Below are 22,258 nucleotides of genomic sequence, written 5' to 3'. Positions count from 1 at the left end.
ACAATCCATGACTTTGTTTATCCCGATATCCGCGTCGATTCCAGATGACCCAACGCGGGGCTGATCCATTGGCGCGATCGGATCACGGCACCGGCGGAATTCAGCCAGTAGGTATTGGTAAAGCGGTCCTGTGGCGAAATACACAGCACCTCGACGCGGCGCAGCCCGGCATCGGGCACCCCGGCATCGCGCTTGCACTGGTAGCTGCGGAACTCGGTGCGGTCCTCGCCATCGAGGCGCGAGCGGATATGCGGCACCGGGCCTTCGCCCGCCGCACCGCGCAACAGCGCCAGAACGCCATCCACCTCCGCCGACATCAGATCATCGCCAAGCCCGCGCGTGGCGACCAGCACACCTTGCCGCATGGCGAGGGTGATCCCGTCAAGCGTCTGCCAGACCGTGACATCGCCGGTGCGCGCAACCGGACCGAGGCGCGCCCGTGCCTCTCTTGCGGGAATGACCACGTCAAGCCGCTCGTCTCCGATAAGCTGCGGCTGCACAGCGGCGACATTGCCGGCCAGATCGAGCGAACCCAGCGCCCCGCGCATTGCCTGGTCGCAGCCGCCCAGCGCCAGCGCGGCCACCAGAGCCGCGACGCCCGCGCGCAAGGGAGAACGCGCCATCATCGCCAGAACCTCCCCCAGCCATCCTGAAGGGCCGGCTTTTGCAGCGGGCGCACCCGCTCGTAAAGCCGCCCGCCGACATCGAGCCGCGCCCCGCCATCGCGCAACAGCGGGCGTATCGTCGTGCTGTAATCGGTCTTGTTCGGCTCGCCGGTGATCCATGAAATGGGAATCGTGATGCGAATGCCCTTGTCGAAAGAGCCTTCGCCGAAATCGTCGAAAGACACCTCCGTGAAGGTCGCAAAAGCCCCAACCTTCCATCCGTTGCCGAATTCGCGGTCAAGCGAGAATGTTGCGCCCCAGTCCTTGGCCAGATAGCGTCCGGCATCGACCTGCGCGTGAAACCCGCCCCCCAATTGGAGATATGCGGACACGTGGCCAGTGGCGACGTCATAATCCTGAAACCCGAAAAGCTGATCGAAATCGCGCTGTTTCACGTAGTTTATCTCGGCCCCGAGGGCGAAGGGGCTGTCCGTGCGCTTCCACAGCAGCTCGCCGGAAATTCCACCGAACATCCGTTCGAGATACCCGCCGGTCACGCGACCATAGAGATTTTCACCCGGCTTGAAGTAGTAGGCCGCCGTCAGATCGGGGATCGTCGGGTCGCCCTCCTGATCGAAGCGGTTGAACTCACTGCGCACACGCGGCAGGACCGAGTCGGACGGCCGGGTGGATTCGTCGAGATTGCCGACGACCCGCTTGCGCAGCGCACCGCCGAATTCCAGCCCCGGGGCCGCCTCGAAAAGCACGCGCAACTCTGCCCCGACATCGGCGCGCAATGGGTCATCGGGATCGAATAGGCTGGTCATCAGGTAAGGCTTGAGGTTCCATTCAAAGCGGGGATAGCGCTCATCGAGCGGCGCGACCGGATCGGTCGGCGAGGAGAGCCGCGCGCGGGCAAAGCTCTTCCATGCGCCGTCGAGATCGTGTTCAAGCGTTTCCATGTCGGCGCGCGCGATGGCCAGCGACGTGACCGGCATTCCATTGGTGACAAGCACGATGTCGAACTGATCGATCTGTGGCGGCAATTGCCGCGAGAGCACACGCGCGGTGCGTCCGACGGCCTGTGCGTCCTGCGGATAGGCAAGGTTCTCGATCTCGACGCGCGCGGTCTTGCCCGCCATGGAAAAGCCGTGCAGCCGCACCCCCTGCCCTTCAAGCGCCGCTGCGACCCGGGTGCTGTAGCCCGCGCTTTGCTCGATGTTGCCCGCCCAGGAAAGGGCCGCAACCGGGGCGGCGTCCCGCAGCAGCACCGGCGGCGGTGCGGGATCCCGTCCACCGTCATTGGGCCGGTTTTTCGGATTTACGGCGGTCGAGAGCTGCACACCGAATTCGCTGCCGTAAAGCCAGCGCACCGAGACATCCGTCATCGGCCCGATCTTGTAGGTCGCTCCGAAATTGAACTGATTTTCCCGTTCGAAGGCGAACGGGTCTTCGTCCGGGTGCGCATCCGAGGAATATTCCGCCGTCAGCTTGAGCTTGTCGGTCGCCTGCCACTCGACGCCGCCAAAAAATGCGGCATCGCCCCGGAAGAATTGCTGCGAATCAACATCACCGCCTTGCCCGGTATCACGCGCGGGACGCGTCTCGAAACGGTCATTGAAGATGGAAAGAGGGTTCTTGAAACCACCGTCGGTGCCCAAACGTCCCCAACCAAGACCGCCGGTGACGCGCAGGCGCTCTCCGATTGTCTTGGTCGCCACGATATATTCCGAAGAGTAGATACCGGTGCCCAGAAAATCGTTCAGCCCGACCGCGAAAGCCGGGCGCCAATCGGTTTCATCCGCAAAGCGGAAATGCACCGAGAAACTGCGGTCGAAATTGGTCGTCGTGCCGCCGGTGACCGGGAAGTCCTCCAGGCGACTGTAGCGAAAGCTTCCCGAAAGCCGGGGCGTCATCTGAAAGGTGAGCGTGTTGCGGGTCTGACCGGCAAAGGAACTGATGCTGAAGGCCAGTTCGCCATCGGGGCGGCTGTGGGCCACAGGCATGTCGATCATGCCCGGATAGCCGTAGCTGTTGTAGCCGGTGTCTACGCGTGGCGATTTCTCCTCGGGAATAGCAGCGGTCGCGCAAAGCGCTCCGATCATCGCCCCGGCGACACTGGTTTTTTGCGTCCAACCCATGGCGACGGCTTAGCAGAAACTTCACGGATTGGAACACGTGAAGTTGATCGAAACGAGGGGGTGTGCTCGGCTATGGCACATCGGTCACAGAACGGGGCCGCGCGGGACGCACCCCTTTGCAGGACTGTTTCGCCAAAATTGAGCGAAAGGCGCGGCTTGCGGTGCTTGCAGGGGCCAGACCCCCCGCCTATATACGCCGGGATACGCGACGGCGAGGCCATATCGCCGCCGCTTGCCAACCGGGGGCCGGATGCCGTAACGGGTCCGCTCCTCGCCACATCGCCTGAAGAAGAAGGGATCGAAAACATGGCCAAAGTCATCGGTATTGACCTCGGAACCACCAATAGCTGCATCGCCATCATGGATGGCAGCCAGGCCCGCGTGATCGAAAATTCCGAAGGGGCGCGCACCACCCCCTCCATCGTCGCATTCACCGAGAGCGAGCGGCTCGTCGGCCAGCCCGCCAAGCGGCAGGCCGTCACCAACCCGGAGAACACCATTTTCGGCGTCAAGCGCCTGATCGGTCGGCGTGCGGACGATGTCGACCTCGCCAAGGACAAGAAGAACATGCCCTTCGCCGTGGTCGATGGCGGCAATGGCGACGCGTGGGTTCAGGCGCGCGGCGAGAAATATTCGCCAAGCCAGATTTCCGCCTTCATTCTCGGCAAGATGAAGGAAACCGCCGAGAGCTATCTTGGCGAAGAGGTGACGCAGGCCGTCATCACCGTGCCTGCCTATTTCAACGACGCCCAGCGTCAGGCCACCAAGGACGCAGGCAAGATCGCCGGGCTTGAAGTGCTGCGCATCATCAACGAGCCGACGGCGGCCGCGCTGGCCTATGGCCTCGACAAGAAGGATACGCACACGATCGCGGTCTACGACCTTGGCGGCGGCACCTTCGACGTGACCATTCTTGAAATCGACGACGGCCTCTTCGAGGTGAAATCCACCAACGGGGACACCTTCCTCGGGGGTGAGGATTTCGACATGCGGATCGTCAACTACCTTGCCGACGAGTTCAAGAAAGAGCATGGCGTCGATCTGACCAAGGACAAGATGGCGCTGCAACGGCTCAAGGAAGCCGCCGAGAAGGCCAAGATCGAACTCTCGAGCGCCAGCCAGACCGAGATCAACCAGCCGTTCATCTCGATGGGAGCCAACGGTCAGCCGCTGCACATGGTCGTCAAGCTGACCCGTGCCAAGCTTGAAAGCCTGGTGGGCGATCTCATCGCCGCCTCGCTCAAGCCCTGCAAGGCTGCGCTCAAGGATGCCGGGATCACGGCGTCGGAGATTGACGAGGTCGTGCTCGTGGGCGGCATGACACGGATGCCGCGCGTGATCGAGGAAGTCACCAAGTTCTTCGGACGTGAGCCGCACAAGGGCGTCAACCCTGACGAGGTGGTGGCCATGGGCGCCGCCATTCAGGCCGGCGTTCTGCAAGGCGATGTCAAGGACGTGGTGCTGCTCGACGTGACCCCGCTTTCGCTCGGGATCGAGACGCTGGGCGGGGTATTCACGCGGCTCATCGACCGCAACACGACGATCCCCACCAACAAGTCGCAGATCTTCTCCACCGCCGAGGACAACCAGAGCGCCGTGACGATCCGCGTCTTCCAGGGCGAGCGCGAGATGGCCGCAGACAACAAGATGCTCGGCCAGTTCAACCTTGAAAACATCCCGCCCGCCCCGCGCGGCATGCCGCAGATCGAGGTGAGCTTCGACATCGACGCCAACGGCATTGTCTCGGTCTCGGCCAAGGACAAGGGCACCAACAAGGAACAGAAGATCACCATCCAGGCCTCGGGCGGCCTTTCGGATGAGGATATCGAACGCATGGTGCGCGAGGCCGAGGAAAACGCCGAGTCCGACAAGGCCCGGCGCGAGCTTGTCGAGGCCCGCAACCAGGCAGAGAGCCTCATCAACTCGACCGAGAAATCCATCGCGGAGCATGGCGACAAGGTTGACCCGACCACGGTCGAGGCGATCGAACTTGCCATCGCCGCGCTCAAGGATGACCTCGAGAAAGAGGATGCCAGCGCCGACAAGATCAAGTCCGGCATTCAGAACGTCGCCGAGGCGTCGATGAAGCTGGGCGAGGCGATCTACAAGGCCGGTCAGCAGATGGACGAGGACGAGATCAAGGCCACCGATGCAGGCCCCGGCGAGGACGACATCGTAGACGCCGATTTCGAGGATCTCGACAACGACAAGCGCCGCTGAGGCCACAGCCTGCGAGCCGGGGCCCACGCGGCCCCGGCATCGTTTGAAGGAGTTCCCCGATGGCCAAACGCGATTATTACGAGGTGCTCGGGCTCAAGCGGGGTGCCTCGGCGGACGAGATCAAGAAGGCCTACCGCCAGAAGGCCAAGGACCTGCATCCCGACCGCAACAAGGACAACCCCGACACCGAACGTCTCTTCAAGGAGGCGGGCGAAGCCTATGACGTGCTCAAGGACCCCGACAGGAAGGCCGCCTATGACCGATTCGGCCATGCCGCCTTCGAGGGGGGCATGGGAGGTGGCGGTCCGCGGCCCGGCGGCGGATTCGGCGGCGGACCCGGCCAGGGCGATTTCGCCTCGGCCTTTTCCGACGTGTTCGACGATCTTTTCGGCGATTTCATGGGCGGCGGGCGCGGTGGCGGGCGACAACGCGCGGCACGCGGCGCAGACCTGCGCTACAACCTTCGCGTGACGCTGGAAGAAGCATTCTCGGGCCTGCAAAAAACCATCAAGGTCACAAGTGCCGCAACCTGCGACGCCTGCGACGGGACAGGGGCCGAGGGCGGCGCACAGCCCGTAACCTGCCCGACATGTTCAGGCATGGGCAAGGTGCGCGCGCAGCAGGGCTTTTTCACCGTCGAGCGCACCTGCCCCACCTGCGGCGGGCTTGGTCAGATCGTCAAGAACCCGTGCACGTCCTGCCAGGGCCAGGGCCGCGTGGCGAAGGAACGCGCGCTGAGCGTCAATATCCCTGCGGGCGTCGAGACCGGCACCCGCATCCGTCTCTCGGGTGAGGGTGAGGCCGGGATGCGCGGCGGTCCGGCGGGCGATCTCTACATCTTCATCGAGGTGGCCCCGCACGAGATATTCGAGCGCGAGGAAACCAGCCTTTATTGCCGCGTGCCGGTCTCGGTGACCAAGGCCGCGCTCGGCGGTGACATCGAGGTGCCGACGATCGACGGCGGGCGCTCGCGCGTGACGATCCCGGCGGGCTCGCAATCGGGGCGCCAGATGCGCCTGCGCGGCAAGGGAATGCCTGCGCTGCGCGGTGGCCCACAAGGCGACATGATGATCGAGCTTGCCGTGGAGACGCCGGTGAACCTCACCGCGCGGCAAAAGGAATTGTTGCGCGAATTCGAAGCGTTGAGCGAGGATAACAACCCGAAAAGCAACACGTTCTTTTCCTCTGTCCGCAGTTTCTGGGACTCGATGAAAAGCTGACGGGCGCGCGTTAACGTTTTGCTAAGGCCCCGGTGCGATAACCGGGTCATGAACACGCCGCGCGCCTTTCACGACCTGTCCTTGCCGCTCTTCGAAGCGGCCCCCGCCGGACCGGAGCCGGAGCGGCTACCGTCCTATATCCGCGACCACCGCAGCCGATTGCGCGCGCGGTTTCTCGGCGGCGGGGCGGCGGCGATGCCGGATTACGAGTTGCTCGAACTGGTGCTTTTCCGGGCCATTCCGCGCCGTGACGTGAAACCGCTGGCGCGCGCGCTCCTTGACCGGTTCGACGATTTCAGCGGCGTGATCTCCGCCCCGCCCGTGCGCCTGTCGGAGGTGGCCGGGGTCGGTCCCGCCGTCGTGACCGAGTTGAAGGTGGTAGAGGCGGCCGCGCATCGTCTGGCCCAGGCGCGGGTGATCGGACGACCGGTGATTTCCTCATGGGACGCGCTCATCGCCTATTGCCGTGCCAGCATGGCGCATCGCGGCACCGAACAGTTCCGGGTGTTCTATCTCGACCGCAAGAACGTGCTCATCGCCGACGAGGAACAGGCGCGCGGCACGGTCGATCACGTTCCGGTCTATCCGCGCGAGGTGGTCAAGCGCGCGCTGTTGCTGGACGCAAGCGCCCTCATCCTCGTGCATAATCATCCCTCGGGCGACCCCACGCCCTCGCAGGCGGATATCTCGATGACCACCGAGGTGCAGCGCGCGGCAGAGGCCCTCGGGCTGGTGCTGCATGACCATGTGGTGATCGGTAAATCCGCCGAGGTCAGCTTTCGCGCAGCGGGCTATCTGTGACCTCAGCGGACCCAGACCTCGACGCGCCGGTTGACCTGCCGCCCCCAGTCCGTATCGTCACAGGCCATCGGCATCGCTTCGCCGAAGGCATCGACCGCAAGGTCGATCCGGTCGAGACGCGCCGTCTCTGCGGCGCGCGTGACCGCGTCGCGCACCGCCTCTGCCCGGCGCAGGGCGATCTGGCGATTGGCAGCCGCCGGACCCTGCCCGTCGGAAAATCCCACGAAAACAAGCCGACGGTTGTCATAAAGCCCCAGTTCCAGCGCGGCGGCGAGTTGCTCCACGTTGGAGCGCGATTGCGCATCAAGGCGGGTCGAGCCGGTCTCGAAGCGGAATGTGGTGGTCAGCCGCCTGAGCGGCGCGAGCAGGCCCACCATGCGTTGCAATTCGTCCAGCCCGACCTCCGGTCCCGCCTGCGCGATGGCATTGGCAAAGCGGTCGCCTTGCGCGTTGATCTCGATCTCCTCGGGCGACTGATCGACAAAACCCGCGCGGCGGATCACCAGTTGCGCGGACGGATCGCGCAGATAGGCGAGAAAATCGCGGACGAGCTTGGGCATCCGGCGCGCGGGCAGGTAGAGGAACAAGGGCGCGGTAAGCGGGTAATCCTCGGTCTTGACGGTGCGGCGATGCGCGCGCAGCGCAAAGCCACACGCGCCTGTAAGCGACACCTCCCAGGTCGGGCCCTGTTCCGAGCGGGCGGTGAGGCCAAGTGCGAAGGGATTGGCCGAGACCGCCTCGGCCAGCGCAGGCCCGTCGCGGTGCCAGGTGGTGCGTTCCGGCACGCTGCGCGCGTCCATGGCCAGCATCTGATCGAGGCTGGCCTGACCGAGGCCGGTATCGGCGGCCCAGAGATGCAGGTCGATGGGCGCATCGACCCCACCCAGATCGGCCCAACTGACGATCTTGCCCGATAGCACGTCACGCAGTTGGCGCAGGCTCAGCCCTTGCACCGGGTTGGCGGGGGCAACCACGGGGATGAGGGCGTCGAGCGCCAGCACACGCAGGCGTCCGGGCTGCGTCAGATCGCCGAGACCCGCCGCGCGCGCATGCGCACGCTCGTCGGGCTGCGCCTCGCGCAGGGTCATGGCAATATCGGCCTCGTTGGCCAGAAGATCGGCAAAACCCTCGGCGGAATTGGTCAGCCGGAACCGGAAATCGCCCAGAACGGTCTCGGGATCCTGTGCCGGATGCAGGGTGAAATGCAGCAGATCCGGCCCGGCATCATGACGCTTGAGGTGATAGGAATCGCGGATGGCGAAAGCCTCGAGCAGGGCCGGCATGAGCACACGCCCGATGCTGGGCGCGCCTGAGGCCACGAGACGCGCAACGAAAGCCTGAAGATCCGGGCAGCCCGGCCCCTCGCAGGTGACGCCCGAGCCATCGACCGTCAACTCGCCATAGGCGGTGTCCACGCGGTAGAACTCGCCGTCATAGCCGAGAAGATCGCCGTCGATCTCTACCGTGCCGTCATGCGACCGCAGCGTGACATCCTGCGCGGCAAGCGTCCCCCCCATTACCCAGACCAATACCGCAGCGAGGCTGGCCGCCCGCAGTCCCGCCATGCTCTGCCCCCTGAAGCCGCACCGTCAATTCTGCGCGATCTTCAGGTCATCAAAGAGGTTTTGCAACACGAGAAACTCGCCCAAGGCGGCGCAATCGGGCATCGCCAGAACGACATCGAGCACGCTGAGCCGCCCGGTCGCCCCGAGGCTCAGGCTTTGTGCCTCAAGCTCGCGGCCGCAATTGGCGTCGGTCACTTCGGCCTCCAGCCGCAGAGTGACAGCGCCGTCGCGCAGAGCGTTCGCCGTCGGGAAGGAATAGATTTCAGCGCGAAAGGCAGGGGAAAGCATATCCGCCCCGAGGCGCACGAGCACACCATCTGCGTCATTCGAGGCGGCCCCGCTCCAGACATGGCCAGGATCGCCGAAATCGGCCCCGAATTCAAGCGCGTGGAGCCGCAGGCTCTCGGCATCGCCGTTCCATTGCACGACGAATCGGTCATAGTCCGACAGGTCCGGCACCTGCGCCGTGGCCACGGCCCCCTCTCCCCCCTCGAAGGAGGCGATGAACACCGCCGCCTCGGCAAGCGCGGGCACCGTGATCCAGCCGTAGCCCTGCGCATTGGTGAGGCCCGAGACCATCATGCCGGTGTGGTGCAGGGTGAACCGCGCACTCGGCTGACACGGGGCTTCGATATCGAGACGCACCATCGCCGCGTCGAGCACCGTCGCGCTCATCGCCACCTCGCAGGTGAAACCGGGGGCAGCCTCCTCCATCGGCAGAGTGTCCGGCAGGGGCATGTCACGCGCCACGACGCGCGTGGCCGACGCGCCGGGCAACACCTCTGGCGCGGGCATCGACGGCAGGGCCGGCGCGGCGGTCAGCTCGATCTGCGTGATTTCCACCGGAGGCTCCACCACGACGGACGCCTGTTGCGGGGCAACCGGGGCCGAACCCTGCCCGGACTGCATGAAAAAAGCTATTCCAAGCGCGCAGGCGAGCGTGCCGCCAGCCACGATATACCGTCTGATCTGGGCCATCATGCCCTCCATGCCTGTAAAAGGACAGCATGAGGGATAGGCGTTAAAAAAGGCCTGACCGTGGCACGATCACGGACACAATCAGGCCGTCAGGCAAGCCGCCCGTGGCAATGTTTGAACTTCTTGCCCGAGCCGCAGGGGCAGGCATCGTTGCGCCCCGGATTGCCCCATGTGGCGGTATCCGCCTCGTCGAAACCGGGGATCGCATCGGGAAACGCGGCGTCGTCCGCAGGCACCGTTGCCGCCGCCTCCATCGCCGCGCGTTGCTGCGCCAGATCGCGCATGAGCGCGGTCTGTTCGTCCTCGGTCATGGGCCGTATCTGTGACAATTTCTGCGTCACATCGGCGCGCAGACCGTCGAGCATCGCCTCGAAGAGCTGGAACGCCTCGGTCTTGTATTCGTTGAGCGGATCGCGCTGCGCATAGCTGCGGAAGCCGACCACAGAGCGCAGATGTTCCAGCGTCAGCAGGTGATCGCGCCACTTGGCGTCGATCGTCTGCAAGAGCATCTGCTTTTCGATCATGCGCATGGTCTCGGGGCCGAATTGCGCGGCCTTGGCGGCCATCATCTCGTTGCCGGCGCGGTCGAGCCGTTCGATGATCACCTCGTCGTCCACGCCCTCTTCGGCGGCCCAGTCCACCACCGGCAGATCCATGTTGAGCCGCTCGCGCACAGCGTCGCGCAGACCTTCGGTATCCCATTGATCCGCATAGCTTTTGGGTGGCATGAATTCATCGACCAGATCGGCGATGACCTCGCCGCGCATATCGCCGATGATGCCGCTCAGATCCTCGGCCTTCATGATGTCGAGACGCTGCTTGAAGATCACCTTGCGCTGTTCGTTCATCACGTCGTCGAATTTCAGCAACTGCTTGCGGATGTCGAAATTGCGCCCCTCGACCTTGGCCTGCGCGCGTTCCAGCGATTTGTTCACCCAAGGGTGGATGATGGCCTCCCCCTCTTTCATGCCGAGGGTCGAGAGCACCTTTTCCAGCCGTTCAGAGCCGAAAATGCGCATCAGGTCGTCTTCGAGGCTGAGGAAGAAGGCGGATTTGCCCGGATCGCCCTGACGGCCCGAGCGCCCGCGCAACTGGTTGTCGATGCGGCGGCTTTCGTGGCGTTCGGTGGCGAGCACGAAGAGCCCGCCCGCCTGTTTCACGGCCTCCTCGTCAGCGGCGTGTTCCTCTTCGATCCGGGTCCGGATCGCCTCGGGATCACCGTCCGGATCGGCGGCGATGGCCTCCATGATCTTGAACTCGACATTGCCGCCAAGCTTGATGTCGGTGCCGCGTCCGGCCATGTTGGTGGCAATCGTCACCGCCCCGAGCTTGCCCGCATCGGCAATGATCTGCGCCTCTTTTTCGTGCTGGCGCGCGTTGAGCACGTTATGCGGGATCCTGGCCTGCGTGAGCAGTCCGCTCAGCATCTCGGATTTCTCGATCGAGGTCGTGCCGACGAGAATCGGCTGTCCCTTGACATGGGCCTCGCGGATCTCTTCGACAATGGCCTCGAATTTCTCGCGCGCGGTGCGATAGACGGCATCATCCTGGTCGATTCGGGCGATGGGGCGGTTGGTCGGCACCTCGACCACACCAAGTCCGTAGATTTCGGCAAATTCCTCGGCCTCGGTCAGGGCGGTGCCGGTCATGCCGGCAAGCTTGTCGTAGAGGCGGAAATAGTTCTGGAAAGTGACGCTGGCGAGGGTCACGTTCTCGGGCTGGATCGGGCAGCCCTCCTTGGCCTCGATCGCCTGATGCAGCCCGTCCGACAGCCGACGCCCCGCCATCATCCGGCCGGTGAACTCGTCAATGAGGACCACATCGCCGCCACGGACGATGTATTCCTTGTCCTTGTGAAAGAGCTTGTGCGCGCGCAGGCCCTGATTGACGTGGTGAACGATCGTGGTGCTCTCGGGGTCATAAAGCGACTGCCCCTCGGGCAAGAGGCCGCGCGCGTGCAGAAGCTGTTCGAGAAACTCGTTGCCCTCGTCGGTATAGGTGACCGAGCGGGTCTTTTCGTCGAGTTTGAAATGGTCGTCCTGCAACTCGGGGATCACCGTGTCGATGGTCTGGTAAAGCTCGCTGCGGTCCTGACTGGGGCCGGAAATGATCAGCGGCGTGCGCGCCTCGTCAATGAGGATGCTGTCCACCTCGTCCACGATGGCGAAATTGTGCCCGCGCTGGTTCATGTCCTCGAGCGAAGATTTCATGTTGTCGCGCAGATAGTCGAAACCAAGCTCGTTGTTGGTGGCATAGGTCACATCGGCGGCATAGGCGGCCTTCTTCTCATGCTCCGGCTGCTGCGGATAGACCACGCCCGTGGTCATGCCGAGCGCGGCAAAGACCTTGCCCATCCATTCGGCATCGCGTTTGGCAAGATAATCGTTCACCGTGACGACATGCACGCCCTTGCCCGAAAGCGCGTTGAGATAGGCAGGCAAGGTGGCGACAAGCGTCTTGCCCTCACCGGTCTTCATCTCCGAGATATTGCCCTGATGCAGGAATATCCCGCCCTTCAGCTGCACGTCGAAGGCGCGCAGGCCGAGCGCGCGGCGCGCGCCCTCGCGGCAATTGGCGAAGGCCTCCGGCAGAAGCGCGTCAAGACCTTCGCCGCCGGCAATGCGCTTGCGGAACTCTTCGGTTTTCTCGATCAGCCCGGCATCGCTCAGCGCCGCGAATTCCGGCTCGAGCGCGTTGATCTGCGCGATCAGCGGGCGGGTTGCCTTGATCTTGCGGTCGTTCGGCGTGCCAAACACCTTTCTGGCAATCGATCCAATACCCAGCATGTTCTGTCCGTTCCCGCCGTTTTATCCGTTCGTGACCGGCAATCGCTTGCCCCGCCTGCGCCTGCGCCCTAGAACGGGCACGGATCGGCCCCGCGCGCCACAACTCAAGGCGATGTAAGCGGCAGCCCGAGAAGTGTCAACGTCGCGTGCCTGGACGGCGCTGCGGCTCTTTGGATAAAGGATGGCCTGATGTTCCGACAGTTTCTTTCCACGGTCGCGGTTGCCGCGCTCGCGTTTGGCGCGCCCGCGACGGCACAGGATACAACCTCGCGCGAGACCGTGCTGGCCACGGTGGGCGGGACCGAGATCACCCTTGGCCATGTCCTTGCGCTGCGGGCGAGCCTGCCCGAGCAATACAATCAGGTTCCACCCGAGGTTCTGTTCAAGGGCGTGCTTGATCAGCTCGTGCAGCAGACCCTGCTGATGCAGGCGCTCGACGGTGAGCCGTCGGAACTTGCGCAGTTGCGGCTCGAGAACGAGCGCCGCGCGATCCTTGCCGCCGAGGTGATCACCCGCGTGACCGGCGATGCGGTGACCGAAGAGGCGCTGCAAGCTGCCTATGAGGCCGAATTCGCCAATGCCGAGGACGAGACCGAGTATCGCGCCGCCCATATCCTTGTCGAAACCGAGGAAGAGGCTGCAAAGCTTGTGACCGAGCTTGAGGGCGGCGCGAATTTCGCCGCGCTGGCGCAAGCGCATTCGGTCGGGCCCTCCGGCCCCTCTGGTGGCGAGCTTGGCTGGTTCGCCGACGGCGTGATGGTGCCGGAATTCTTCGACGCGGTGTCCGCGCTTGAGGTGGGTCAGGTCTCGGCCCCGGTGCAGACCCAGTTCGGGTGGCATGTCATTCAACTCAACGAGACCCGGATCAAGGAGCGCCCGACCCTCGACGAGGTGCGGCTTGATCTGACGGACGAGATTCAGCGGCAGGCCTTCGAAGCCTATCTCGCCACGCTCGAAGCAGGCACAACGATCGAGCGCGCCGCAGGCGATGCCGCCAATCCCGAGCTGATCAACCGGCTCGACCTTCTGGAGAACTGACGCCATGGGCAAGCCCGCGCCGCTTTCGCCTCTGGCACCCGCCGCCTTTCCCGACCTGCCGGAAATCGGCGGTGTGCGCTTTGCGACGGCGCAGGCGGGGGTGCGCTATCAGGGCCGCACCGATGTTCTGTTGGTCAGCCTCGCGCCGGGCACGGCCATGGCCGGGGTGTTCACCCGCTCGGCCACGCGCTCGGCGGCGGTGCTGGATTGTCAGGCCAAGATCGGCGGCGATCCCGGCCCCGGTGCGGCGATCCTCGTCAATTCGGGCAATGCCAATGCCTTTACCGGGCGGCGCGGCGTGGCCTCGGTCGAGGCGGTGACAGGGACCGTGGCCGAGCGGCTCGGGATACCGGCGGCGCGGGTCTTTACCTCTTCCACCGGCGTGATCGGCGAGCCGCTGCCCCACGCGCGCATCACCGCCTGCATCGACGATCTGGCGGACCGTCTTGCGCCGGGCGGAATCGACGCCGCCGCGCGCGCGATCATGACCACCGACACCTTTCCCAAGGGCGCGGGCGAGACCATCGCCATTGACGGGCAGAGCGTGCACATCGCCGGCATTGCCAAGGGCTCCGGCATGATCGCGCCCGACATGGCGACGATGCTGGTCTACATCTTCACCGATGCCGCGATGGAGCAGGCGGTGTTGCAGGACATGGTGAGCGCCCTCAACCGCACCACCTTCAACTGTATCACCGTCGATAGCGACACCTCCACCTCCGACACGCTTCTGATGGCGGCGACCGGTGCCTCGGGCGTGCGCGCGACGGAAAACAACGTCGGTTTCATGGAGGCGCTGCGCCGGGTCATGCTTGATCTCGCGCATCAGGTGGTGCGCGACGGCGAGGGGGCGACGAAATTCGTCGAGGTCTCGGTGACCGGTGCCGCCTCGGATGCCGAGGCACATATCCACGCCAAATCCATCGCCAATTCACCGCTGATCAAGACCGCCATCGCGGGCGAGGATCCCAACTGGGGCCGCGTCGTCATGGCGGTCGGCAAATCCGGCGCGCGGGCCGACCGGGATAGGCTCTCGATCTGGTTCGGCACCCACGAAGTGGCGCGCGACGGCGAGGTCAGCCCCGCGCATGACGAGGGAAAGGCCGCCGCCTACATGAAGAGCGAGAGCATCGTGATCCATGTCGATCTGGGCCTTGGCGGGGGCACGGCGCGGGTCTGGACCTGCGATCTGACCCACGGCTATATCGAGATCAACGCGGATTATCGCTCGTGAAAACCATTCTGGTGTCGGCGGTGGCGCTGATCGACGTGGACGGGCGCGTGCTGCTGGCGCAGCGGCCGATGGGCAAATCCATGGCGGGGCTGTGGGAATTTCCCGGCGGCAAGGTCGAGCCGGGCGAGACGCCCGAGGCGGCCCTGATCCGCGAGTTGCATGAGGAGTTGGGGATCGGCACCTGGGCGTCCTGCCTTGCGCCACTGACCTTTGCCAGCCACAGCTATGCCGATTTTCATTTGCTCATGCCGCTTTTCGCCTGCCGCAAATGGGAGGGCACCCCGCAGGGGCGCGAGGGCCAAGCGCTCAAATGGGTGCGCGCGCAGGAGTTGCGCACCTATCCCATGCCCCCCGCCGATCTGCCGCTGATCCCGATTCTGCGCGACTGGCTTTGAGTGCACGCCTGTTTGATCGTGGTCAATTCGTCCCATCGCGCGAAATTGTATTGATCATTGCAACAGACTTGTCACACTCGGGACAGGTGAACGGGGTTTCGTGCTGTCACACGGGGATATGTTCACCATGATCGGGGGGAGATCATGTTTCGCACCATCCAACTCGGCACGGCCGTGTCCATTCAGGGCATTTTCGTGCGCTTGCTCGCCAACGGCCTGATGCAGGTGCGCGTCGGCGCGCGGGTCTACACCGGACGCCCGGTGTCGCGCGCCACCTGAACGGCATCTGATCACGGGAACACCACAGTAAAGCAGGCCGGGAAACGCGCCCGGCCTGCCTTGTTCTAGACCGTCATCGGCTTTACGCTCATGCGCTCATCCGGCCCGGCGACGCGCCTCGGCCCGAAACTCGGTTTCCTCGGTGACGGCAAAGCGCCCGCCCGACAGTTTTTGCAACTTGCCTTCGCGCAGAAGCTTGCCGAATGAGCGCAGCCCTTCTTCGCGGGAGAACCCTTCCTCGTCGACTTCCCTCAGCTTGCCCATGAGCATCGGGCGCGAAAACTGCGTGCGGCCCTCGACATCGGCGAGATAGGCTGCGGCCGCTTCCAGCAGATCGGGCAGCGCGGTGGCGCCAAGTTCTTCGGCAAACTCCGAAAACCCGCCCTCGACCGCCTCCAGAACCTCGGGTTTCTGTGTGGTGATGCGGCGCGGTTGCACCGGCGCGCGTTGGGTGTCCACCCTCTGTTCGGCAACCAGCTTGAGCGGGGCAGCGCGCGGCTCTTCGGGGCGCGCGCTGCGCGCGGGCGCGGCAAGCGCCTCGGGGCGGCGCGGGCGCACGGCGGCGGCCAGATCGCCGCGATACGGATTGGCATCCGGCTTGCGGGTCAGGTCCGCGCCGGCGTCCTTTTCCGCGCGGGTCGCAGCCAGGGCTGCACGCAGGTGCTGGATGGTGTTGCGGCGGCGGCTGGTCTCGGGGGCGGCCATCTGGGTATCGGCCTCGTCGAAAATCCGCGCGAGGTCGTTTTCCCTGGCGACATCCTCGAACTTGACGCGCTCGGATCTGTCCGCGACGGTCTCCGGCTCTTGCATGGCGTCGGGCTGATCGGCCTCACCGGTTTCATCGCCGAGTTCGGCGTCAAGCGCGGCCAGTTCGCGTTGCAGATCCGCCTCTTCCTCGGCGCTGAGCGGGCTGTCATCCTCATCGAATATGTTGCCCGTCGGGCCGTCGTCCTGGTCGATCTCGTCCTCGCCCGTCTCCTCGAAGAGACCCTCGGCGCGCGCCGCCTCGAAATCGGATCGCTTGACCTTGAGCACACGCGCAGGGCGCACGGTATCGGGAGACGAAGTCTCTGCGTCGTCCTCTGCACGTTCGGCCTCTGGCGCTTCGATCGCTGGCACCCCGGCATCCGCCATGAGCGCGGCAAGGGTGTCCTCGAACGCCGTATCGTCTGCGGCTTCGGGGTCTTTCATGGTTTCGGGCGCGTCGACCGCGCTCAAATCGTCAGCAGTGAGCGCGCCATCGTCAAAGGCCGTCAGCACCGCCGTGTCATTCTCATCCTCGTCCTCGAAGCTCTCCCAACGAACGGCCTCCCCTGACACCTCCGGCGCGGCCTCCGTCAGGGTCGCCTCGTCCTGAGGATCACGGGCCTCCGGCTCCGGCGCATCCGTCATGGCCGCGTCAGGCATTTCTGTCCAGATCGGACCGTCCATTGTCTCCGGCTCGTCATCCACGCGGTCCTCCGAGGCGTCCATCACCTCGGAGACCGGCGCGGCCGCATCGGGCCAAAGCGACGTATCCACCGGGTCCGGCTCGACAAAATCCTGCGCGTGCTCATCTTCGCTATACTGCTCGTCCGCACCGACAACCGAGCGGATCAGGTCCAGCTTCGCGGCAAGATCCTGCGGCGCGGCGCGGCTTTCGCGCTCGGCAAGCCACTCTGCCTCGGGCGCATCTTCGTCTGCGTCGCCAGCCGCACCAGCGATATCCGCAACGCCCTCGGGTTCGGGGGCGGCTTCGGGGGCGTCGGTCATGTCCTGCGCAGGGTCCTCGGCCATATTCGCGGGCAGGTCAGCGACATCGGGCGCAGCGTCCGGCGCGGCCTTCTCTGCCTCTGATGTCCCCGCCGCGGGCGCGCCAGCCTCGGGCCGACTGTCGGTCTCGGCCGCAGCCCCGGGACGCGACCCGGACGGGGCAAGCGCCGCGGTGCCCGCAAGGGCAGACATGGGCGTGGCCCCGTCCTGCGCCCGGAGCACGATCCGGCCCTGATGCTCGTGCGCCTCGACCCGGCGTGCGATTTCACGCTCGGCGATGCGCGCCAGCATCTCGGCATCCGGTGTCGGCGGTTCGGCCCCGAAATAGCGGTCATCGGCGGCGAGATCGCGGAAATACTCTGCAATCGCCTTCATCGTATCGAATGAATCGTCGAAACCTTCCAACGTGCACGAAAACGTGCCGTAGGAGACTGTAAGTATCTTGCTTGAACCTACCATGTGAATAGCTCGCTTTGCTTGCCTGCAAAGACAGTGTTTACCATGAACTCCGCGTCTAAAGCGGCCCGATTCTTCGATCTTTACAGTATCATTTCGTGGTCGGAATGTGACATCAGAAGAGTTAAGGCAACGATAACGGCCATCAGATAATGATTGTTCGCGAAAATCAGCCAATTGCGCTTATCGGCGGGGCCACGGTCGCGCCTGAACGGCTGAGCGCTGCGTTGAGCCATGCGTCGCAGGTGGTGGCCGCCGATGGCGGGGCCGATACCGCGCTGGCGGCGGGGTTGAGTCTGCGCGCGGTGATCGGTGATTTCGACAGTATCAGTGCGGTGGCGCGCGCCCGCCTGCCCGATAGCGTCCTGCACCCGATGGCGGATCAGGACACGACCGATTTCGAGAAATGTCTTGCCCATGTCGGCGCGCCGCTGTTGATCGGGGTGGGATTTACCGGCGACCGGCTCGATCATCAGATGGCCGCCTGCACGGCACTCGTGCGCCACGCCGCGCAGCGCTGCATCCTGCTGGGGGAGGTGGATCTCATGTTTCTGTGCCCGCCTGCCCTGTCACTCCCGCTTGAGGCCGGGTGCCGCGTGTCGCTTTTTCCGATGGGCGCGGTCGAGGGGGCCTCGGACGGGTTGCGCTGGCCCATTAGCGGGCTGCGCCTGGCTCCTGACGGGCGCATCGGCACCTCGAATATTGCCGAAGGCCCGGTGCGGCTCGAGGTGACCGCGCCCAAACTTCTGGTGATCCTGCCCGCCGAGACACTCGACCTGGTCGCACCCGCGCTTCAGGCCGCCCCGGCGACATGGGGGGCCGCATGAGCGCCGCCGCCCGCTGGATCGATGCCGTCCTCTTTGATCTTGCGCGGCAAATGCGCTGGACCTTCCTGCCGCCGCTGATGGTCTATTTCGCCGCCGGGTTCTCGGGGCTGACGATGATCGTGGGCACCTTTTTCGTGAAGGAATATCTTGACCTCTCGGCGGCTTTCCTTGCCGGCCTGGCCTTCTGGGCGGGACTGCCCTGGGCCCTCAAGATGCCGCTCGGCCATCTGGTCGATATCATGTGGCGGTGGAAATGGCTGCTGGTCTATCTGGGCGCGGGGCTGATCGGGCTGTCGGTTTTCATCATGTATCTGTTGCTCACGCAGACCGGCATGATGACCGCGATCATGCCGATGGGCGCGTGGTATGTGACCTCCTACCTGCTGGCGCCGACGGGCCTTGTGATTCAGGATGCGGTGGCCGATGCCATGTCGGTCGAGGCGGTGCCGCGATTTGACGAGACCGGCGCGCCGCTCACCCCCGAGACCTCGCGCGCGCTGCATACCACGATGCAGACGCTGGGGCGCTTCGCGCTGATCAGCGGCACGGTGGCGGTGGCGCTGCTCAACATCACGATGTTCTCGGGGATCGAGGCGCTGGATGCCGACGGCAAGCGCGCGGTCTACGCCAGTATTTACCTTGCGGCGCTGGCGATTCCGCTGGTCTCGGTCTCGGGCGTGATCCTGGCGGGCGTGCAGAAATGGCGCGCGCGCCGGGGGCTTCTGGGGCGGGGCCTGACCGAGGCCGAGGCCGACGCGCTTTTTGAGCAGCCGGGCGAGGAGACCACGCCGAACCCGTGGTATTTCGTCGGCGGTGCGGGGTTTGTCGCGCTCTCTCTCACCATCGGGCTGAGCGATATTCCCTTCGGGCAGGAGATCATCTTTGCCGGGTCGATGGCGATCGTGCTCTTGCTCATGCGTCAGCTTGTGGCGGTGCTGCCGGTGGCGCAGGCGCGCACGCTCATCGGCACGGCGCTCCTCATCTTCATCTATCGCGCGGTGCCACGGGTCGGCGACGGCTATACCTGGTTTGCCATAGATGCACTGGGGTTCGATCAGCAGTTCCTTTCGGTTCTGTCGCTCATTGCCTCGATGCTCACCCTTGTCGGCATGGTCATCCTGCGCCCGCTCATCGCCAATCACACGATCGTCTATATCATCGTGATCCTGACCGTGGCGGGCGGGGTGCTGTCGCTGCCCAATATCGGGCTGTATTACGGCATTCAGGACATCACCGCACCACTCACCGGGGGCGTGGTCGACGCGCGCTTCATCGCGGTCATGGATACCGCGCTCGAATCGCCCCTGGGCCAGATCGCGATGATCCCGATGCTGGCCTGGATCGCGCGCAACGCGCCGCCCGATCTCAAGGCCACATTCTTTGCCGTGATGGCGTCGTTCACCAATCTGGCGCTGTCGGCCAGTTCGCTTTTCACCAAGTATCTCAACCAGGTTTTGGTGGTGACGCGCGAGGTGCGGGACCCGGTGAGCGGCGCGGTCACAACCCCCGCCGATTACAGCCAGTTGGGCGTTCTGATCCTGATCGTGAGCGGCCTGACCGTCGCCCTGCCGCTGCTCGCAGTGGCGCTGGTGCAACGCACCCGGCTCAGGAGCGTGGACTGACCATCCCCCGCTCCAATGCCGGGTAACGCAGGCCCAGCGTGATGCCGCGCGCAACAAAGCTGATGAGCAGCGCCAGCCAGAGGCCGTGATTGCCCAAGGTCGGCACCATCGCGGCAACCGCCGCGACATAGACCGCAAGGCTCAACGCCATCATGTTGCGCATGTCGCGCGAGCGGGTCGCCCCGATGAAGATGCCGTCGAGCATGAAAGGTGCCAAGCCCAGCAGGGGTGCGGCCACGGTATAGGGCAAGAAGCGGCGTGCCTGCTCACGGACCTCGGGCGCGGTTGTCATCAGGTCGATGATCGCGCCGCCAAAGAGTGCGAAGCCCGCCGCGATGCCCAGGCAGATCACAAAGCCCCAGAAGCTCGACAAAAGCGCGCCGCGCCGGAGGATGGCGAGCGCGCGCGCGCCATAGGCCTGACCGACAATCGCCTCGGCGGCGAAGGCAAAGCCGTCGAGCGCATAGGCGGTGATATTGAGAAACTGCAACAGCACCTGATTGGCCGCGAGCGTCACATCGCCGAAACCCGCGCCGAGAAAGAGGAAAGAGACGAAAATCGCCTGCAACATGAGCGAGCGCAGCAGGATATCACCATTGACCGAGGCCATGTTGCGCAGGCGCGCGCGGTCGAACACGCGCGGCCAGTCGCGCCATGCGGGCACGCCGAAGGCCGCGCGGCAAAACCAGAGGCCAAGCGCCAGCCCGCCCCATTCGGCGATCACGGTGGCGCGCGCCACGCCTTCGACACCCCAGCCGAGGCCAAGGACGAACCACAGATCAAGGCCCACGTTGAGCCCGTTCATCAGCACCTGAATACCGAGCACGGCGCGTGTGCGTTCCTGCGCGATGAGCCAGCCGGTGACGCCGTAAAGTGCGATCATCGCGGGCGCGGACCAGACGCGGATGGCCATGTAGCCGCGCGCCATGCCCTCGACCTCGGCGCTGGCGGGGGCGACAAGAAACGCCGCCGCGAAAAGCGGCCATTGCAGCGCGATGACCGCGACACCGCCCGCAAACCCGATCATGAGCGCGCGCGTGAGCAGCGCCGCCACCTCACCCCCCTGCCCCGCGCCGAGCGCCTGACCGGTCAGCCCCGTCGTGCCCATGCGCAAAAAGCCGAACACCCAGTAGACGCCCGTCAGGATGATCGCGCCCAGCCCCACCGCCCCGATGGGTGCCGCCAGCCCCAATTGCCCCACCACGCCGGTATCCACCGCGCCAAGGATCGGCACGGTGGCGTTGGAGATGACGATGGGAATGGCGATTTTCAGGACCCGGCCATGGGTGACGGGCCGGGCCGCCTCAGCCATCGCGGCGCGGCATGACGAAATGCCCGGTGGCCTGCGCGAAGGGGCGCGCATGATTGTCCTGCCACGCCTCGACATGGACGCTGGCATAGCGACGGCCGGAGCGGTTGACCTGCGCGCGCGCATAGGCATCGCGCGGCAGGCCGGAGCGCAGGTAATCAACGGTGAAATCTATGGTTTTGGGCAGGCGCGGCAGGCGGCCTTCGGTCAGCGTCCGGGGATCGACCGCGCCGCTCTCGATCTCTTCCCAGAGCGTGGCCCAGCTCAGCCCGATGATTGCCGTGATCTCCAGAAACGCCGCCGTCGCGCCGCCATGAAGCGCGGGCAGCAGCGGATTGCCGATGAGTTTTTCCTCGAACGGCATGATCGCGGTCAGCTCGTCGCCGCGCCGCTCGAACCCGACACCGAGAAAGCCGATATAGGGGACGCCATCCACAAGCGCCTTGAGGGCGGCATCGCGGCGCTGCTTGACCACCTGCACCGGTTCGGGACGGGGCCGCGCCATCACTTGCCCTCCACGGTGAAGGCGCCGGTGGCGGTGGCAACGGGCAGGGCCGCGTCATCGTCCATCGCACGGGCGCGCACGAAGGCCACCGAGCGGGTGATGTGATAGCATTCGGCCTCGGCCCGGATCGTCTGGCCCGGCGTAGCGGGGCGCATGTAGTCGATGCGCAGATCAATCGTCGCGGTGCCGCCGGGGGCGTCGGGATGGCTCATCGCTGCGGCACCACAGCACGTATCCATCAGCGCCGAGACCGCGCCGCCGTGAATCACGCCCGTCTCGGGGTCGCCAACGAATCGCGGATCGTAATCCATCTCGATCCGCGCCTGCCCCTCCTCCAGAAGCGTCAACCGCATCCCGAGCGCGCGCGCGTGCGGCAGCGCCTCCATGAACTGCCGTGCGATCCTGTCCTTCTGGCTTTCCATCTCGCCTCCGCCTCGCTCTCGCCCTTTATGGCGGGCAAATCGGCGCGGGGGCAAGGGTGGCTGTTGCGCAAACCGGGACTTGGCCCTAACCTTCCTTCAAAGG

At 65.1% G+C, this 22,258-nt stretch carries 18 protein-coding genes; 9 read left to right on the top strand and 9 right to left on the bottom strand.

What is annotated here, in order from left to right; all coding sequences use genetic code 11:
• Positions 1–17: 17 nt before the first annotated feature.
• Both ABIE57_RS16850 and ABIE57_RS16845 read right to left on the bottom strand, forming a co-directional pair.
• Positions 18–626 carry a YjbF family lipoprotein gene (locus tag ABIE57_RS16850; protein ID WP_354540193.1) on the bottom strand — a complete coding sequence of 203 codons (609 nt, stop codon included), beginning with the start codon at positions 624–626 and terminating at the stop codon, positions 18–20.
• The gene (locus ABIE57_RS16845) at positions 623–2,710 is read right to left on the bottom strand and encodes a YjbH domain-containing protein (RefSeq protein WP_354540192.1); all 2,088 of its coding nucleotides are present in this window, start codon (positions 2,708–2,710) and stop codon (positions 623–625) included. The genes ABIE57_RS16850 and ABIE57_RS16845 overlap by 4 nt, the downstream gene beginning before the upstream one ends.
• A 342-nt stretch (positions 2,711–3,052) precedes the next feature.
• On the opposite strand from ABIE57_RS16845, the gene dnaK reads away from it, so the two are divergent.
• The 3 genes from dnaK to radC are packed head-to-tail and all read left to right on the top strand — an operon-like array spanning position 3,053 to position 6,987.
• Positions 3,053–4,966 (top strand): molecular chaperone DnaK, encoded by a 1,914-nt coding sequence (gene dnaK / locus ABIE57_RS16840; protein WP_354540191.1) that lies wholly within the window; start codon positions 3,053–3,055, stop codon positions 4,964–4,966.
• 59 nt (positions 4,967–5,025) lie between these two features.
• Positions 5,026–6,186: a molecular chaperone DnaJ gene (dnaJ, locus tag ABIE57_RS16835; RefSeq protein WP_354540190.1), complete on the top strand. Its 1,161-nt coding sequence runs from the start codon at positions 5,026–5,028 to the stop codon at positions 6,184–6,186.
• A gap of 48 nt (positions 6,187–6,234) precedes the next feature.
• Positions 6,235–6,987 carry a RadC family protein gene (gene radC, locus ABIE57_RS16830; protein WP_354540189.1) on the top strand — a complete coding sequence of 251 codons (753 nt, stop codon included), beginning with the start codon at positions 6,235–6,237 and terminating at the stop codon, positions 6,985–6,987.
• 2 nt (positions 6,988–6,989) lie between these two features.
• Here the strand turns inward: radC and ABIE57_RS16825 are convergent, their stop codons facing one another.
• The 3 genes from ABIE57_RS16825 to secA form a co-directional block, all read right to left on the bottom strand.
• Positions 6,990–8,552: a substrate-binding domain-containing protein gene (locus ABIE57_RS16825; RefSeq protein ID WP_354540188.1), complete on the bottom strand. Its 1,563-nt coding sequence runs from the start codon at positions 8,550–8,552 to the stop codon at positions 6,990–6,992.
• Between the two features lie 24 nt (positions 8,553–8,576).
• A complete protein-coding gene (locus ABIE57_RS16820) occupies positions 8,577–9,530 on the bottom strand; it encodes a hypothetical protein (protein ID WP_354540187.1) in 954 nt (317 codons plus the stop codon).
• Between the two features lie 89 nt (positions 9,531–9,619).
• Positions 9,620–12,316 (bottom strand): preprotein translocase subunit SecA, encoded by a 2,697-nt coding sequence (gene secA / locus ABIE57_RS16815; RefSeq protein ID WP_354540186.1) that lies wholly within the window; start codon positions 12,314–12,316, stop codon positions 9,620–9,622.
• A gap of 189 nt (positions 12,317–12,505) precedes the next feature.
• Here secA and ABIE57_RS16810 point away from each other — a divergent pair, with 189 nt between their 5' ends.
• The 4 genes from ABIE57_RS16810 to ABIE57_RS16795 all read left to right on the top strand — a co-directional run bounded on the left by ABIE57_RS16810 (position 12,506) and on the right by ABIE57_RS16795 (position 15,262).
• Positions 12,506–13,354, top strand: coding sequence for a peptidylprolyl isomerase (locus ABIE57_RS16810; RefSeq protein ID WP_354540185.1), 849 nt, complete (start codon positions 12,506–12,508; stop codon positions 13,352–13,354).
• A 4-nt stretch (positions 13,355–13,358) separates the two neighbouring features.
• Positions 13,359–14,588 (top strand): bifunctional glutamate N-acetyltransferase/amino-acid acetyltransferase ArgJ, encoded by a 1,230-nt coding sequence (gene argJ / locus ABIE57_RS16805; RefSeq protein ID WP_354540184.1) that lies wholly within the window; start codon positions 13,359–13,361, stop codon positions 14,586–14,588.
• Complete coding sequence (mutT, locus tag ABIE57_RS16800) at positions 14,585–14,983, top strand: 8-oxo-dGTP diphosphatase MutT (RefSeq protein ID WP_354540183.1); 399 nt, start codon at positions 14,585–14,587, stop codon at positions 14,981–14,983. Before argJ ends, mutT begins: the two co-directional genes overlap by 4 nt.
• 144 nt (positions 14,984–15,127) lie before the next feature.
• Complete coding sequence (locus tag ABIE57_RS16795) at positions 15,128–15,262, top strand: hypothetical protein (RefSeq protein ID WP_354540182.1); 135 nt, start codon at positions 15,128–15,130, stop codon at positions 15,260–15,262.
• Between the two features lie 96 nt (positions 15,263–15,358).
• Here the strand turns inward: ABIE57_RS16795 and ABIE57_RS16790 are convergent, their stop codons facing one another.
• The gene (locus ABIE57_RS16790; protein WP_354540181.1) at positions 15,359–17,389 is read right to left on the bottom strand and encodes a hypothetical protein; all 2,031 of its coding nucleotides are present in this window, start codon (positions 17,387–17,389) and stop codon (positions 15,359–15,361) included.
• Positions 17,390–17,622: 233 nt separating this feature from the next.
• Between ABIE57_RS16790 and ABIE57_RS16785 the strand changes: the two genes are divergently transcribed.
• Positions 17,623–18,297, top strand: coding sequence for a thiamine diphosphokinase (locus ABIE57_RS16785; RefSeq protein WP_354540180.1), 675 nt, complete (start codon positions 17,623–17,625; stop codon positions 18,295–18,297).
• Positions 18,294–19,919, top strand: a complete 1,626-nt coding sequence (locus ABIE57_RS16780; protein WP_354540179.1) for an MFS transporter — start codon at positions 18,294–18,296, stop codon at positions 19,917–19,919. The genes ABIE57_RS16785 and ABIE57_RS16780 overlap by 4 nt, the downstream gene beginning before the upstream one ends.
• Here ABIE57_RS16780 and ABIE57_RS16775 read toward each other — a convergent pair.
• From ABIE57_RS16775 to ABIE57_RS16765, 3 genes are read right to left on the bottom strand one after another with little or no spacing between them, the layout of a single operon-like run.
• On the bottom strand, positions 19,903–21,231 hold the full coding sequence (locus ABIE57_RS16775; RefSeq protein WP_354540178.1) for an MATE family efflux transporter: 1,329 nt from the start codon (positions 21,229–21,231) through the stop codon (positions 19,903–19,905). The two genes, ABIE57_RS16780 and ABIE57_RS16775, sit on opposite strands and share 17 nt — an antisense overlap.
• Complete coding sequence (locus tag ABIE57_RS16770; protein ID WP_354540177.1) at positions 21,224–21,733, bottom strand: PaaI family thioesterase; 510 nt, start codon at positions 21,731–21,733, stop codon at positions 21,224–21,226. The genes ABIE57_RS16775 and ABIE57_RS16770 overlap by 8 nt, the downstream gene beginning before the upstream one ends.
• Positions 21,733–22,155, bottom strand: coding sequence for a PaaI family thioesterase (locus ABIE57_RS16765; protein ID WP_354540176.1), 423 nt, complete (start codon positions 22,153–22,155; stop codon positions 21,733–21,735). Before ABIE57_RS16765 ends, ABIE57_RS16770 begins: the two co-directional genes overlap by 1 nt.
• Positions 22,156–22,258 lie beyond the last annotated feature (103 nt).

Origin of the sequence: Roseovarius sp. MBR-6 (genome assembly GCF_040547525.1) — a bacterium.
Taxonomy (GTDB): Bacteria; Pseudomonadota; Alphaproteobacteria; order Rhodobacterales; family Rhodobacteraceae; genus Roseovarius.
This window is presented reverse-complemented; position numbering and strand designations above follow the sequence as displayed.